General features: G+C 69.1%; 17 protein-coding genes, 1 pseudogene and 1 riboswitch. Of the genes and pseudogenes, 11 read left to right on the top strand and 7 right to left on the bottom strand.

Features of this window, described 5'->3' with window-relative positions:
• The first annotated feature begins 22 nt into the window (after positions 1-22).
• From AB0761_RS03625 to AB0761_RS03610, 4 genes are all read left to right on the top strand, one after another.
• Positions 23-241 (top strand): acyl-CoA carboxylase epsilon subunit, encoded by a 219-nt coding sequence (locus tag AB0761_RS03625; protein ID WP_377267429.1) that lies wholly within the window; start codon positions 23-25, stop codon positions 239-241.
• A gap of 20 nt (positions 242-261) precedes the next feature.
• The gene (locus AB0761_RS03620; protein WP_377273927.1) at positions 262-714 is read left to right on the top strand and encodes a cobalamin B12-binding domain-containing protein; all 453 of its coding nucleotides are present in this window, start codon (positions 262-264) and stop codon (positions 712-714) included.
• Complete coding sequence (locus AB0761_RS03615; RefSeq protein WP_377273926.1) at positions 711-2,480, top strand: acetyl/propionyl/methylcrotonyl-CoA carboxylase subunit alpha; 1,770 nt, start codon at positions 711-713, stop codon at positions 2,478-2,480. The genes AB0761_RS03620 and AB0761_RS03615 overlap by 4 nt, the downstream gene beginning before the upstream one ends.
• 536 nt (positions 2,481-3,016) lie before the next feature.
• Positions 3,017-3,226, top strand: coding sequence for a hypothetical protein (locus tag AB0761_RS03610; protein WP_377267428.1), 210 nt, complete (start codon positions 3,017-3,019; stop codon positions 3,224-3,226).
• Positions 3,227-3,414: 188 nt separating this feature from the next.
• Here AB0761_RS03610 and AB0761_RS03605 read toward each other — a convergent pair whose 3' ends face one another.
• The 3 genes and pseudogenes from AB0761_RS03605 to AB0761_RS03595 form a co-directional block, all read right to left on the bottom strand.
• Positions 3,415-3,558: a hypothetical protein gene (locus AB0761_RS03605; protein ID WP_377267426.1), complete on the bottom strand. Its 144-nt coding sequence runs from the start codon at positions 3,556-3,558 to the stop codon at positions 3,415-3,417.
• 133 nt (positions 3,559-3,691) lie between these two features.
• Positions 3,692-4,408: an energy-coupling factor ABC transporter ATP-binding protein gene (locus AB0761_RS03600; RefSeq protein ID WP_377273925.1), complete on the bottom strand. Its 717-nt coding sequence runs from the start codon at positions 4,406-4,408 to the stop codon at positions 3,692-3,694.
• A gap of 72 nt (positions 4,409-4,480) precedes the next feature.
• A riboswitch (M-box (ykoK) riboswitch) is annotated at positions 4,481-4,650 on the bottom strand.
• A gap of 45 nt (positions 4,651-4,695) precedes the next feature.
• Positions 4,696-4,800, bottom strand: a pseudogene (locus AB0761_RS03595) (cysteine hydrolase); the annotation flags it as partial.
• 423 nt (positions 4,801-5,223) lie between these two features.
• Here AB0761_RS03595 and AB0761_RS03590 point away from each other — a divergent pair.
• Positions 5,224-5,553: a hypothetical protein gene (locus AB0761_RS03590; protein WP_377267425.1), complete on the top strand. Its 330-nt coding sequence runs from the start codon at positions 5,224-5,226 to the stop codon at positions 5,551-5,553.
• A 4-nt stretch (positions 5,554-5,557) separates the two neighbouring features.
• Here the strand turns inward: AB0761_RS03590 and AB0761_RS03585 are convergent, their stop codons facing one another.
• Positions 5,558-5,800: a hypothetical protein gene (locus AB0761_RS03585; RefSeq protein WP_377267424.1), complete on the bottom strand. Its 243-nt coding sequence runs from the start codon at positions 5,798-5,800 to the stop codon at positions 5,558-5,560.
• Positions 5,801-5,836: 36 nt separating this feature from the next.
• Here AB0761_RS03585 and AB0761_RS03580 point away from each other — a divergent pair, with 36 nt between their 5' ends.
• Both AB0761_RS03580 and AB0761_RS03575 read left to right on the top strand, forming a co-directional pair.
• Positions 5,837-6,367: a hypothetical protein gene (locus tag AB0761_RS03580; RefSeq protein WP_377267423.1), complete on the top strand. Its 531-nt coding sequence runs from the start codon at positions 5,837-5,839 to the stop codon at positions 6,365-6,367.
• 177 nt (positions 6,368-6,544) lie between these two features.
• Positions 6,545-7,123, top strand: a complete 579-nt coding sequence (locus tag AB0761_RS03575) for a GNAT family N-acetyltransferase (RefSeq protein ID WP_377267421.1) — start codon at positions 6,545-6,547, stop codon at positions 7,121-7,123.
• 123 nt (positions 7,124-7,246) lie between these two features.
• On the opposite strand, the gene AB0761_RS03570 is transcribed toward AB0761_RS03575, so the two are convergent.
• Both AB0761_RS03570 and AB0761_RS03565 read right to left on the bottom strand, forming a co-directional pair.
• Entirely contained in the window at positions 7,247-7,723 is a 477-nt protein-coding gene (locus AB0761_RS03570) for a hypothetical protein (protein WP_377267419.1), read from the bottom strand.
• Between the two features lie 14 nt (positions 7,724-7,737).
• Positions 7,738-8,991: a helix-turn-helix domain-containing protein gene (locus tag AB0761_RS03565; protein ID WP_377267417.1), complete on the bottom strand. Its 1,254-nt coding sequence runs from the start codon at positions 8,989-8,991 to the stop codon at positions 7,738-7,740.
• 216 nt (positions 8,992-9,207) lie between these two features.
• Between AB0761_RS03565 and AB0761_RS03560 the strand changes: the two genes are divergently transcribed.
• The 3 genes from AB0761_RS03560 to AB0761_RS03550 all read left to right on the top strand — a co-directional run bounded on the left by AB0761_RS03560 (position 9,208) and on the right by AB0761_RS03550 (position 10,602).
• Positions 9,208-9,630, top strand: coding sequence for an ATP-binding protein (locus AB0761_RS03560; protein ID WP_377273924.1), 423 nt, complete (start codon positions 9,208-9,210; stop codon positions 9,628-9,630).
• Positions 9,631-9,686: 56 nt separating this feature from the next.
• Positions 9,687-10,052 carry a hypothetical protein gene (locus AB0761_RS03555; RefSeq protein ID WP_377267416.1) on the top strand — a complete coding sequence of 122 codons (366 nt, stop codon included), beginning with the start codon at positions 9,687-9,689 and terminating at the stop codon, positions 10,050-10,052.
• 355 nt (positions 10,053-10,407) lie between these two features.
• On the top strand, positions 10,408-10,602 hold the full coding sequence (locus tag AB0761_RS03550; RefSeq protein WP_377267414.1) for a hypothetical protein: 195 nt from the start codon (positions 10,408-10,410) through the stop codon (positions 10,600-10,602).
• A 550-nt stretch (positions 10,603-11,152) separates the two neighbouring features.
• On the opposite strand, the gene AB0761_RS03545 is transcribed toward AB0761_RS03550, so the two are convergent.
• Entirely contained in the window at positions 11,153-12,610 is a 1,458-nt protein-coding gene (locus AB0761_RS03545; protein WP_377267413.1) for a hypothetical protein, read from the bottom strand.
• 97 nt (positions 12,611-12,707) lie between these two features.
• On the opposite strand from AB0761_RS03545, the gene AB0761_RS03540 reads away from it, so the two are divergent.
• The gene (locus AB0761_RS03540) at positions 12,708-13,247 is read left to right on the top strand and encodes a hypothetical protein (RefSeq protein ID WP_377267411.1); all 540 of its coding nucleotides are present in this window, start codon (positions 12,708-12,710) and stop codon (positions 13,245-13,247) included.
• Position 13,248: the final 1 nt, after the last annotated feature.

Genomic DNA, 13,248 nt, shown 5'->3' with positions numbered 1-13,248 from the left:
CTACGCACCCCTGGAGCGCACCATGGCCCCCATCAAGGTGCTGCACGGGCAGCCCACCCCCGAGGAGCTCGCCGCCGTCATGGCGGTGGTCTCGGCCCGGGCCGCAGCGGCGTCCGCGGCGGCCGCCGCCCGGCGCGCCGCCGGCGGCCCGGTCTCCACCTGGGCCGACCGCTCCGCCGCCATGCGCCGGATGCAGGCCCCGGGCCCCCACTCCTGGCGCACCTCCACCTGGGCCCAGTGACCTTCCTCGACTGGAGAACCATGCAACTTCACGCCAGCCCAGCCGCCTCCACCACCACGCGCCCCCGCGTGGTGGTGGCCAAGCCAGGTCTCGACGGTCACGACCGCGGTGCGAAGGTCATCGCTCGCGCCCTGCGCGATGCCGGGTACGAGGTCATCTATACCGGCCTCCATCAGACCGCCGAGCAGATTGTGGCCACCGTGATCGCCGAGGACGCACCTCTGCTCGGCATGTCCATCCTGTCCGGTGCTCATCTGACGGTCGTCCAGCGGGTCATGGAACTGCTGCGGCTCCACGACGTGGCCGACACACGGGTCCTGGTCGGCGGCATCATCCCCCAGGCCGACATCCCTCAACTCGAAGCGATGGGCGTCGATGCCGTCTTCACCCCCGGCACGGACATCGCCAGCATCATCCGCACCGCCGAAAGCCTCCTCACCACCTCCGACACCACTGTGGGACAGACATGCTGACCAAGGTCCTGATCGCCAACCGCGGAGAAATCGCAGTCCGTGTCGCCCGGGCATGCTCTGACGCCGGAATCGCCAGCGTCGCCGTATACGCCGAGCCGGACCGGGACGCGCTGCACGTCCGCGTGGCCGACGAGGCCTATGCGCTGGGCGGCGACACGCCTGGCACCAGCTACCTGGACATCGCCAAGGTCCTCAAGGCGGCCGCCGACTCCGGCGCCGACGCGGTCCACCCCGGGTACGGCTTCCTCTCCGAGAACGCCGACTTCGCCCAGGCCGTCCTGGACGCCGGGCTGACCTGGATCGGTCCGCCGCCTCAGGCCATCCGCGACCTCGGCGACAAGGTGGCCGCCCGGCACATCGCCCAGCGGGCCGGCGCCCCGCTGGTGGCCGGCACCCCGGACCCGGTCTCCGGCTCCGACGAGGTGGTGGCCTTCGCCGAGCAGCACGGGCTGCCGATCGCCATCAAGGCCGCCTTCGGCGGCGGCGGGCGCGGCCTGAAGGTGGCCCGCACCCTGGAGGAGATCCCCGAGCTCTACGACTCGGCGGTACGTGAGGCCGTCGCGGCCTTCGGCCGCGGCGAGTGCTTTGTGGAGCGGTACCTCGACCGGCCGCGGCACGTCGAGACCCAGTGCCTGGCCGACAAGCACGGCAATGTGGTCGTGGTCTCCACCCGTGACTGCTCGCTGCAGCGCCGCCACCAGAAGCTGGTGGAGGAGGCCCCCGCGCCGTTCCTCTCCCACGAGCAGAACGCCGAGCTGTACCGCGCCTCCAAGGCCATCCTCAAGGAGGCCGGCTACGAGGGCGCGGGCACCTGTGAGTTCCTGGTCGGCCAGGACGGCACCATCTCCTTCCTCGAGGTCAACACCCGCCTCCAGGTGGAGCACCCGGTGACCGAGGAGGTCTCCGGCATCGACCTGGTCCGCGAGATGTTCCGGATCGCCGACGGCGAGGAGCTCGGCTACACCGACCCCGAGCTGCGCGGCCACTCCTTCGAGTTCCGCATCAACGGCGAGGACCCGGGCCGCGGCTTCCTGCCCGCTCCGGGCACCGTCACCGTGTGGGCTCCGCCGACCGGTCCCGGCGTGCGGCTGGACTCCGGTGTCGAGGCCGGCTCGGTCATCGGCCCGGCCTGGGACTCCCTGCTGGCCAAGCTGGTCGTCACCGGTGCCACCCGCCAGCAGGCGCTGCAGCGGGCCGCCCGGGCGCTGGCCGAGTTCCAGGTGGACGGCATGGCCACGGCCATTCCTTTCCACCGCGCGGTGGTCACCGACGCGGCGTTCGCGCCCGAGGTGCACGGCCACGCCGGCCCGTTCACCGTCCACACCCGGTGGATCGAGACCGAGTTCGACAACACCATCGCCCCGTTCGGCGGCGGTGCGGCCGAGGGCGAGGAGCCCGAGGGCCGCGAGACCGTGGTGGTCGAGGTCGGCGGCAAGCGCATCGAGGTGTCGCTGCCGTCCTCGCTGGGCGTCTCCGCGGCCGCCCCGGCCGCCGGAGCGGCCAAGGCCAAGCGGCGCCAGGGCGCCAAGAAGGCCGGCTCCGCGGTCTCCGGCGACTCGCTGGCCTCCCCGATGCAGGGCACCATCGTCAAGGTCGCCGTGGAGGACGGCCAGGAGGTCCAGGAGGGCGACCTGATCGTCGTTCTGGAGGCCATGAAGATGGAGCAGCCGCTCAACGCCCACAAGGCGGGCACCGTCACCTCGCTCTCCGCCGAGGTCGGCGCCAGCATCACCAGCGGCGCGGTGATCTGCGAGATCAAGGACTGACGACTCTTACGAGGTCGTGCGTGATGGCGGCGGGGTCCCGGCTGGCCGAGGGCTGGGACTTGGCTCAGGTGATGGGGAAGCCGACGGGGACGAGGCCTGCGCCGGCGAGGTAGGTGGCGGGCAGGGCTGCCCGAGGATGCATCCACGGCTCAGGCTCTTCCAGCGCTTGTGTTCTGCCAAGGCGTGCCCGATGGGGATGGCTTGGGGAGAGCGCACGTGGTGGGCTTGCTCCTGTGCATGGTGAACCTTCGGCGGAGCGGCCTTGTTGGGCTCCTCCGGCCGAGTGATCGCCTGCCCGGGGCAGTCGCGTTGGAGTCCGCCATACGGGGCCCTCTGCTTACGGCGAGGGTGTTCGGTGCGCGGGAACAGGGCCTGAGCGTGGAGCGGGCCGCGCTACGAGGCGGCTTGTCGTCGTCTTCCTGGAGTTCGACACCGAAGGGGGCGAGGCGCCCGCCACCTGAGGATGCCTCAGGCCCGGTGGGGGCAGGTTCCCCGAGCGCAGTAAGTTGCTAAAGCCAATCAAAGGAGAGTGCCCCATGTCCGACCGCATGACGACGCCGAAGTGGCACCGGAACACCGGGAGCCGCAGTGCCGTCACTGTGGGGGCGAGCCTCGTCTTGTGCGCGGTGAGCGGGGTCGTGGGCTCGCTTGCGGCGGAGCTGCCCTTCTGGGAACAGGCCGCGGTGGGTGTCTCGGTGTGTGTGCTGCTCGGGGGCGCGGTGGCGTTGCTGGCCGGACGGTCCTGACCGCCCAGCCTCGCCCCGCGGGCGGCCTGGCACAACCCGAGCGGGGCCCGCTGGGCCCGGCGCATGTCCGGGCCGGTTCCGCCCGATCTGGTCGGGGGCGGCGGAACCAGGGGCTGTGCACATGACGGCTCGTCAGTCGTGGGCGGCGCAGGCGGGAAGCGCGAATCCGTTGCCCGCCTTCGGAGCGGCTACGAGGTCCCATGCGAAGTACCCAGCCCGGCGATCATGTCGGCGTCGTCGTTGGCGCCCCTCAGGCATGTCAGGCCGCTGAAGCGGTCCGTCTCGGCGGGCCCGGCATGGGTGAGAGCGTCGATCACCAGCTGGCGGGCCACGGCGGTGGTCAGGCTGGCGACTTCATTCGCAAGCCTGCGATGCGCAGCGCCGCCGCGGCCGCCTTCAGGGCGGCGGTCGCGGCGGTGGTCGGCTTCGTCATCTCCGTGGTCTCCTTCCTGTCCTGCGGGTGTCTCAGGCAGGTGCGGGCCGGCCGGGCAGGTTGCTGCGCGCGTGGATCAGATTGACCTCCAGCAGCAGGTCGCGGGAGTCCAGGAGGTCCGCTGGGGTGCCTTCGGCGCGCAGGCGGTGATCCTCGCCGAAGACCAAGCAGCGGTCGGCGGGCCGCTCCAGGCTGTCCAGGTCGTGGGTGGCGTGGATGATCGTCTTGCCGGCGACGCCGAGCTCCTCGATCAGTTCCATCAGCCACACCTGGGTGCGCGGGTCCAGGGCCGCAGTGGGTTCGTCGAAGAGCAGCACATCGGGGTTTATGGCCAGCACGCTGGCGATGGCGACCTTCTTCTTCTGCCCGCCGGAGAGCTGGAAAGGGGCCCGGTCGGCAAGGGCGGTGATGCCCAGCATGGCCAGGACCTCCGCGACGCGCTGCGCAGCCTGGTTGCGGTCCATGCCCAGTTGGAGCGGGCCGAAGGCGACCTCCTCGCGGACAGTGGGGGAGAAGACCTGCGCGTCGGCGTTCTGGAAGACGATGCCCAGGCGGGAGCGGAAGCCGCGGTTCATCTGCTCGTCCTCGAGGGTGTCCTCGGTGACGGGGTGTCCGAACGCGTGGTAGTCCCCACGGTCGGGGAAGACCAGGCTGGCCAGGACTTTCAGCAGGGTCGACTTGCCGCAGCCGTTGGCGCCGAGCAGGGCGATCCGCTCGCCGCGGCGCACCGTCAGGCTGACGTCGTCCAGCGCCGGATAGCGGTCGAGGTAGGTGTAGTGCAGGCCACGCGTCGAGGAGTTCTCTGCGCAGGGTCCGGTGCCAGCTCACCCCAACTCGTCAGAGCTTTGGCACTCCACGGCGTGATCCCCCAGGGGAAGCCACTTGGGGTCACCCCTTAGGTCGGGGAGACCTGTCCTGATCCGGAGCGTCTCTCGACGGGTGGGATCAGTGGCCTGTGTCCGTGAAGCCGCCTCACCGAACGAGGTGCCTCCTTCAAACCTCGACAAGCCCCGCATCCGCCTGTCCTCATCGTCCTTCGGTGCAGTTCGGGATCGGTGTCGAGGCAGGCATCCGCCAGGACGGTGAGACCGAGGTCCAGGTCGATGGCGCGGCACGCGGTGGACAGCACCGCCACTCCGGTAATCCAGTTCGAGGCGCCGCATATGCTCCTCGATGGTCAGCGGCCGGGCGTACGGCAGCGGCGAGAGCGCGATGGGCGCTGACGCGGCCGACGTTTGCACGGGCACACCGCAAAACGGACTCGCGCCCGTGCGGGCGGCTTTTGGCCAACCCGTCAGGGCACGGTGCAGCCGGGCGGGCAGCCCGATACGGGATCATGTCGGTGGGGCGCGGGCCGCAACCGGAAGGACCGCCGCCCGTGGGACGCCCCGACATCGCGCCGCCATCGCCCAGCGCCTGGCCGGCGTCGACTGGCTCGCCGTCGCGCGCAAGCTCGCCGGCGACCCCGCGATCAACTCCGACCGCATCGCCTCCCCCCAGGGCTACGGCATCGAGCGGTACCGCAAACGCCAAGAGCCGCCCACCGAGGACCAGCTGAACACCCGTGGATCCCGCTGTCCTCGCCTGGCTCCTGGCGCAGCTCGGCACCAGCACCAACCCCGCCGACCTGCAGACCCGCTATGACCGGCTGGGCTCCGCGAAGGCCGGGGCCGTGGAAGTCCTCGGCGAGCGCCGCGCGAAGCTGCTGGCCGAGCGGCTGCACCTGGTCGTCAACGGTGTCGTCGCCCTCGACCAGTCCAACAACCTCACCGGCCTGGAGCGGCAGATCGCCGCCCTGCAGATGGCCACCGCCCCCGACGATCAGAGCGCCGACGACACCACTCCTGAGCTGGTCGTCGCCCCGCTGCGCCCGGCTCACCGCTGGCTCCGGTAGTGGGTTACGAGTTCGGGCCGCTGACCCCCGGCGACGCGGCTACCGTCGCCGCGCGGGTCGCCGCGGTGCTGCAGGACGCCTGGCAGCGCCTCGCCGACGAGAGGCCGCCGTCCTTGCGGCGCTCGGCGACCGCGAAACCGCCCGCAGAGTCGCCGAGCGGCTGGCCCAGTTCCAGGCCGCCATTCTCGACTTCGGGCAGCGCGTCGACGCCGAGGCGAGAGCGTTTGTCACCCGGCAGCTGCCTCACCTGTACGAGGAGGGGGCCCGCCGCGCCGGCCGGGCCGTGGGCGAGCACTTCACCTGGTCCCTGATCCACACCGAGGCCCTGCAGTCCCTCGCCTCCGACTCCTACGCCGGCTTCATGCGCCGCTCCCAGGAGGAGCAGCGCATGGCCTCCGTCTTCTACCGGGCGGTGCGGGAGGCCGCTCGCCGGGAGGTGCCGCTGCTGGCCACCGGAAACACCACCGCCTTGCAGGCCGCCCGGACGCTTGCGGCTCGGCTCGCCGCCGAGCACCAGCTGCTGTACGTCGTCTACCGCAACGGCGCGCGCGTGCCGGTGCAGGCGTGGGCCGAGGCCGCGACGCTGGCCAAGTCGGCGGTGGCGTACAACGCGGGCACCCTCAACCGGTCCCGGGCGGCCGGCGTGGCCTTCATGCAGGTATTCGACGGTGCGGACTGCGGCTGGACCAGCCACCAGGACCCCGACAAGGCCACAGGAACAGTGCGGACGGTTGAGGACGCGGCGGCCTGGCCGATCACACATCCGCGCTGCACCCGGGCATTCGCCCCACGTCCTCACCACGTGGCGGTATAAGTGCCTTCTACGGGGTGTTCTTGAGTGTGCTTGGCGTGGGACAACGCGAAGCGTTGGAGATCGCTTCCCGTCGGTGGGATAATCGTTTCCCGTTTCCCGTTTCCCGTTTCCCGTTCCGGGGGCCTGGGGGCGGGAAGCTCACCTTCATGGATGACCCGACGGGATGGGGGATGAACGGTGCGGGATGCGATCGAGACGACGAGGTTGGAACTGCGGCGCTTCCAGCCAAGCGACGCGCCGGAGCTGCACGAGATCTTCAGCGACCCGATGACCCACACGATTGGTGCGGGGCCCTTCACTTCGCTTGCCGAGACACAGACGTGGATTGAGCGGAGGGTGCGGGCGTTCGAGGAGAGAGGCCTGGCCTGGTACGCGTTGCGCTTGCGTGACAGTGGTGTGCTGGTGGGCAATTGCGGTGCCTTCATCGGGCGGACTGGTTCCCTGGAGCCCGAACTCGGATACGAGGTCCGGCTGGGGTATCGCGGACAGGGGCTGGCGAGCGAGGCGGCCCAGGCGGTGCTGGACGAGTGTTTCGCCAGCGGGATTGCCCGTGTGTGGGCCACGATCCGCCCTCATAACGGGGCTTCACTGCGGATCGCTGCGCGGCTGGGCTTGGTGAGGGAGTTCTCGCGCACAGACGAGCGCGGAGAGCTCCTGTATTTATCCAGGGCTCCGCGTTCGACGGCAACCGATTCACCGTTTCCGGGGCCAGATTCCAGTCAGCATGGACGATGGCCAGCCGTGTCTCCCGGGTGAAGACCCCCTATGCCAGGAAGTGATGGAGCTCCCGAAGCTGTGGCAGCGGTCCGAGATCTGGGTGTGGGATAAGGGTGCCCAGGAGGTGGTCCGCTACCCGGCGGGCACGCTCCGCTGAATAGGTCAGTCGCGGGTGGCACCGTCGGGCCAGAGGATGTGCACAGGCACGCCGACGCGACGGGCGTAGGCGACGACGTCGGCGGTGCCGCCGTAGCCGCGGGCCGGTAGGCCATCCCACACGGCGATCAGCTCGTCGGTGAGGCCGACCAGGATCTCGCTGCCCGCCTGGTGGGCCTGCGAGGTGGACTTGCGTAGCCCGGTGTGGTGGACGTCGACGGCCCGGGAGAGCAGGTCGTCGTAGACCGGATGGTGCCAGTCGGGCAGGCTCTGCCGGTATTCGGCGGCTGGGATGACGACTTCGAGGCGGCCGCCGTGGGCGAGGACGGCTTGCGCGAACCAGGCGTCGGGGCCGTCGGCGATGCAGCTGATGCCCGTCAGGTCCTCGGCGGACAGGTCGTCGACGAGCGCGGCGAGCGCGTCGCGGACTTGCTTCTCCACGGCTGGCGACAGGCCGCGATGGCCGGTGATGCCCAGACGCATGGTGGATTCCCCTCTCACAGGTAGGCATCGTGCAGCAGGGTGTCGAAGTCGCGCACGATACAGGGCGGTGTGGTGCTGGCATAGGCGCGGCGGAAGGCGCGCGCCCGCTCGACGACGCGACCGGAGCGTAGCCGCAGGCCGTCTTGGAGGGCCCGGGCGGCGAGAGCGAAGGCGCTGTCGACACGACCGGAGTTCAGGTTGCCGGTAGCGACGTCGAGTGTGAGCAGAGCCCGCTGTTTCTCGTGGCCGGAGGTTAGGGCGGTGGTGATCTCCTGCGTGGAGGTGAGGACCCAGCGGGGGCGGCCGAGGCGGGCTCCGCATGTGACGCGGCAGGCGGCGACCTTTCGCTCGTCGAAGGTGAACACCCACGGCCACGGTGGAGGGTCCTCGCGGGGCACCCGGCCGTTGTGCTGGTCACATGAGCGCAGAGCCCGTTCGGTGGCACGTTCGTCGCCGGCGGTGGCGTGCGCGACGGCTTCGATGGAGGCCAGCCAGGCGGCGGCTATCGCGGGCAGCTCGGTGCCGATCTGGCGGCGGGCGCGGGCGACGAGGCGCAGTCCTTCGGCGGCGTTGCCCGCCTCGACTTCGAACTGGGCGAGGGAGCCGGTCTGGTAGGCGGCCAGCAGGAGGTCGCCTGAGCTTCGGGCGGCCTTGATGGCGGAGCCGTACCAGGTGCGGGCCGAGCCGTAGTCGGCCATGTCCCAGGCGAGCCAGCCTGCCAGGGAGGCGGCTTCGCTGCCGACGGCCGCCATGCGCGCGCGGTGGGTGGTGTCGGGGGCTTGGGTGGCGACACGTTGGATCAGGCGTAGGTGGGCTTGGGCGACGTCTGCAAGGTCGCGGGAGCCGGTGGTGGCGTCGAGGCGACGGTATGCGGTGGTGGCGACGCGTAGGGCCGCGGCCTGGCCGCTGTCCCAGTCGGGACGTTGCTGGGTGGTTGGGAGGTTGAGGGTTGGCGTGGCCGCGACTGCGGCGACGCCGACGAGGAATTCGCGCCGTTCCACCGTGCTGTTCCCGTTCCGTTCGTAGTCGGCGAGGCCGACCAGGTTCGGGGGGATGCCGAGGTGGCTGGCTGCGCTCGCCAGGAGGGTCATGTTGTAGGTGCCGATGCCGCGGTCTTCGAGCCGCGACATGGCGGGCTGGGACAGGCCGCACGCTTCACCGAGCTGGCGCTGGGTCATGCCCAGGGCCTTACGGGCCTCCTTGATGACGCGGCCGTAGTTGCCGTCGCGTGCCGCGTCCCGTAGTTGCCTGTTGCCCGTCCAGTCCATGCGGCCCCCTGTCCACGGTACGTACCGTTCCCCATCGTTTACCCGCCACGTATGCGCGGTGCGCATATCCGCATGCGTTGGATGCATCGGAGATGGCGGCGCTGGGTGGCGTCCTAGTTACCTGAGGTTAGCGCCGACGGTGTGTCAGATCGGCGCCTCCTTCTGGATCCTCGATCGGGGGTGGAGCCCCCATGTGGGGAGAGCAGCGTGCGCGCCATGACACCCGAAGAGAAGACCTTGCGGACCTGGGATCTACGGCTTGAGCCGATCCCGGTGCTAGTGAGTCAAGCCCGTAGGCAGGCGCGGGCTGAGTTGAGCGCGTGGGGCCTGCCCGACGAAGCAGTGGACACAGCAGTGCTGATCGTCAGCGAGCTGGTGACTAACGCATTCCGGGCCTGCGCGGCCCCGGAGGTCGTGCATGTGCGGGTCGTCGACGAGGCCGACGGAGTCCTGGTCGAGGTCGGTGACCCCAGCGCCCAGCATCCGAAGCCGATGCTTGCCGCGCTGGATGACGAGAACGGTCGAGGCCTGCTGCTCGTGCAGGCGACGTCCGCCGCGTTCGGGGTCCGCGACCATGCGGCAGGAAAGACCGTGTGGGCCAGGGTCGCCGTCGCCGGTGCGGGTCGGGGGCAGCAGTGAACACGGCCAGGGCGTTGAGGTCGGCGCCAGTGATGGTGCGGCAAGCGCCCGTCCCGATGGCATTCGCATGCACCCACATCGTCTACCGCCATGACCAGCCGGGATGGTGGCTCGACCGCTGCACTGCGTCGACGGCGATGGGGGCGCTTGCGTGGATGCGCTTACGCGTGCGGGTGACCGCGGACGAGCTCGGCGGCCTGGCGGTGCACACCGCGGATGCCTGGCTGGACGACGCAGATGCGCAGCGAGCTGCATTGGAGCACCTGGTCGACGGCCGGCGGACATTGTTCGCTCTCGCGGACGAGGACTGCCGGTATGACGTGGCCGTAGAGCCGCTCTATCAGCCGTGGCCGAAAACCGGGCTCCGCTACAGGTCTGGATGCCCGTCGGAGCGATGGCGGCTGGCCGCCCGCCGCCGATGATCCGACGCCGGGAGCCTGGCGTCGCTTCGCCAACTGCTTGTTCCTTCCCACTCTCGTGGTCGTCGCCCTGCTGCTCGCCCTCCTGACCTACCAGCCCAGGTGAGCAGAGCCCTGGCCAGGCGGCCGCCGAGCATGTGCGGCGGCGGCTGCCGTGTCCATCCTTCCCGACCCGCTCTGGAGTTCTGCCATGCCCTCTCCACCCGTATGCCCGCAGGCATCGCTGGCTGCGGCGGCTTCTGGCCAGGCGTCGCTATACAGCGTTCTCCTTCTGGTGCCGCAGGAAGCGGGGCCCGGCCGGGTTGCCGCGTCAGTCCTTGCTGACGGGTCCCTGCACGCGGCCAGGTGCGTGCGCCGCTTGACCGTGGCCCTGGCGCCGATGATGACCCCCGACGAGGCGGCGCGCTGGAGCGACTGGTTCACCTCCCGGACCTGTATCGCCGACGTCTGCTCTGTCCTCGACCAGGGCCAGGAGTACTCCCGCACCTGGTCGATCGACCTGTGTGCGGTCACCATCAGCGTCCGCCGCACTGTCGCCTGCGAAGGAGCCTGACTGTGCACTTCCGGAAGCTGCACGGTGCGGGGAACGACTACATCCTCCTCACCGGCCCGGTGACCCCTACGAACGACTGGCCGGGGATCGCCAGGATTGACGGCCACACACCTCACCTGGGAAAATGTGACGCTACCTTCGGTTTGGGAATCGCTTCTCAAAACTCGGCGACATCGATTCTTCGCGAGGCGGGGTGCTCTCGCTGCTGGGCGAAAACTGCTCTCGGCACTCGCCTACAAAACCACAGCACGGGTGCCGCCACGGGTAGCAGCATGGGTGCTGCCACGGTGGCAGCACCCATGCTGCTCAGTATTTAGAACCTCTTCCAGATCCCACATCCAGACGTCTCCCGGACGACCGTAGGCCAGTGACGGGTGGCTACGCGCGCGAGGCAGATGCCCAGTGGTGGGCAACCCCCAACTCAGCCTCACCAGGCTGTGGCGGTCAGAAGTAGCCGACGGAGTTCCGCGACCGGTGCGGCGTCGCGGTGGGCTCGCCCGGCCGTGCGTCGCCACGCAGCAGTTCCCCCTGGCGGGCGTACAGGTCCGCGTCAGGCCGAGTATCGGTGGACCTTGTTCTCGTACGCGGCCAGCTGCTCCAGGCTTGGGCGCAGTGCGGGGGCGAGCCTGGTGAAGAGGTTCTGCCAGGGCAGGGTCACGTTCTTCACGTGCGTGACCGAGGGCTGCCATTCTGCAGAGAAGCGGATGATCGACGCGATCGACTTGTTGCGGTCGAGGTCGGTCGCCAACGCGGGCAAGGTAACGGTCTCGCGGCTCAAACGCCGCACCTTAGCGTAAGACGTGTCGTCCATCGAGCCAGGGACGAGAAGCACCAACCGCTCGGGCGGCAGCACGCGCATCGCTTCCGTGAATTCCCACAGTGTGCCCTGGGTTGTCCCCAGGGTGAGCACCACGAGGCGGGCTCGCTTGATCAGCTCACGGACGGGCTGCCGCCAGGCGTCCATAGGCAGGTACATGCGCATCGCCCCAGCGTGGGGGATCTTCGCGTCGTGACCGCCGACAGCCAGCAAGGGACCCACGGGCCGCAGGGCGTCGGCGATGTGTTCCTCCTCGTCCTTGCTGGAGAGCACGGCAAGCATCAGTTCGCCGAAAAGATCGTGCTGCTGCTGCTCGTTGTACATGTTCCTGCTGACTTCACCGCGCTTCACGTCCTCGGCGAACGGCCTGAGGTAGAGGACGTACGAGCCGGGACGGAAATCTGTTGTCGCTTTGAGTACAGGGTTGAAGTGCCGCCGCGCCCGCAGCGGAAGTTTACGGAACCCTTCGTAGGCCCATATCGCCATGAAGGAAAAGGTTAAGACGTAATAGTGCTTCGGAGAGAATAGGTAGATGCCGTAGGCGGCACCCGTGATTGAGAGAATTGAACCAAGCCACCCAGTGAGCCAAAGTGCCAGTGCTCGCTTTGCTGATTGGCCCGGGTGGCGGGCGTAGCGAGTCCGGTCACGCCAGTCTCCCGCCGTCAGACCCGGCGGAAGGTCCAACCGGCCCGCGGACCACCAGAATCCTAGCCATTGCAGCTTCTTCCCGGCGGGGACTACCTGGATGGCCAGCGCGCCCGCGATGAGAAAGACAGGAAGGAAAGCGCTCCTGCTGACCTTCGAACCGGCTCCGGCGGAGTCCCCGACCATGCTGAAGCGGAAGGCCAGGAACACCAGGAGAGGCGGCATCAGCCACTGCAGCAAGAACCCCGCCAATTGCCTTCGCGTGCTCTTCAATCGGGCCGGCACTGCCATGGCAGCGCTTCCGGCGACGAGCCCCACGAGGTACAGGCGGTCCCCGTCCAGCTCGAAGAGCAGAAGCGCGGCCAGCCCTACCCCACTCGCCCTGAAATCTCCCGGTCTGCGCGGACCCAGGAGAATCTCGGCAGCGCACAGAGTAAGCAACCCGAACAGAACGGCGCCGTATGGCGCGGGGATCATCGCGTTCAGTCCGATCTCCTGCGCTGCACCAAGCGAGGATCCGGCCGCAGCCCGTAGTCCCATGCTCAAGGCCCTCCCTTGATGTGTGACACATGCCTGAAGTCCACTCAACTTCATTGCACTGAAAGCCTGTTAGTGCCAGCGGGTTCTTCGGCATCATGACTGTATGTCAAACCTCCCCCCCAGACCTGCCACCTCCGAGCCGACCGTGGGGCAGCGGTTGTGGAACCCCAGCGTCGGGCCTGCCCAGTACCAGGACTCGTCCGAGTCGTATCAGAGCGCACTCATCGAGCAGTACAAGCTGTGTGTCGAGATGGCGGACCGTGTGAGTGCGCGGCGGAACGCCGCGAACACCTTCTTTCTCACAGTGAACAGCGCCGTCGTGACACTCCTCGCCGCCGTCCTCCCCACCACGAATGGCGCCCCCGTCGGGGCGCTGATCGTCGGGCTGATCGTGCTGCTGCTGATATGCCTGTCGTGGTTCACGCTGATCCGCTCGTACCGGCAGCTCAACGCTGCCAAGTGGGCGGTCATCGGCGCGCTGGAGGACAAGCTGCCTGCGTATGCATACTCGCGTGCCGAGTGGGGCCTGCTGGGGAGTGGGAACGACTGGCGGAAGTACCTCCAACTCTCGTACGTGGAGCAGTGGGTGCCGGTGGGGTTCGCCGTGGCGTACATCGTGGGGTTCGTGACGCTGCCCCGTTGAG

Source organism: Peterkaempfera podocarpi (genome assembly GCF_042466665.1).
GTDB lineage: Bacteria > Actinomycetota > Actinomycetes > Streptomycetales > Streptomycetaceae > Peterkaempfera > Peterkaempfera podocarpi.
The sequence above is the reverse complement of the archived record's forward strand: the minus strand, read 5'-3'. Positions and strand labels throughout refer to the sequence as shown.

Excerpts from the sequence above, each read along its gene's own strand:
- AB0761_RS03620 (WP_377273927.1), top strand. The coding sequence starts at position 262 with ATGCAACTTCACGCCAGCCCAGCCGCCTCCACCACCACGCGCCCCCGC.
- AB0761_RS03610 (WP_377267428.1), top strand. The coding sequence starts at position 3,017 with ATGTCCGACCGCATGACGACGCCGAAGTGGCACCGGAACACCGGGAGC.
- AB0761_RS03560 (WP_377273924.1), top strand. The coding sequence starts at position 9,208 with ATGACACCCGAAGAGAAGACCTTGCGGACCTGGGATCTACGGCTTGAG.
- AB0761_RS03625 (WP_377267429.1), top strand. The coding sequence starts at position 23 with ATGGCCCCCATCAAGGTGCTGCACGGGCAGCCCACCCCCGAGGAGCTC.
- AB0761_RS03565 (WP_377267417.1), bottom strand. The coding sequence starts at position 8,991 with ATGGACTGGACGGGCAACAGGCAACTACGGGACGCGGCACGCGACGGC.
- AB0761_RS03555 (WP_377267416.1), top strand. The coding sequence starts at position 9,687 with ATGGCATTCGCATGCACCCACATCGTCTACCGCCATGACCAGCCGGGA.
- AB0761_RS03540 (WP_377267411.1), top strand. The coding sequence starts at position 12,708 with ATGTCAAACCTCCCCCCCAGACCTGCCACCTCCGAGCCGACCGTGGGG.
- AB0761_RS03570 (WP_377267419.1), bottom strand. The coding sequence starts at position 7,723 with ATGCGTCTGGGCATCACCGGCCATCGCGGCCTGTCGCCAGCCGTGGAG.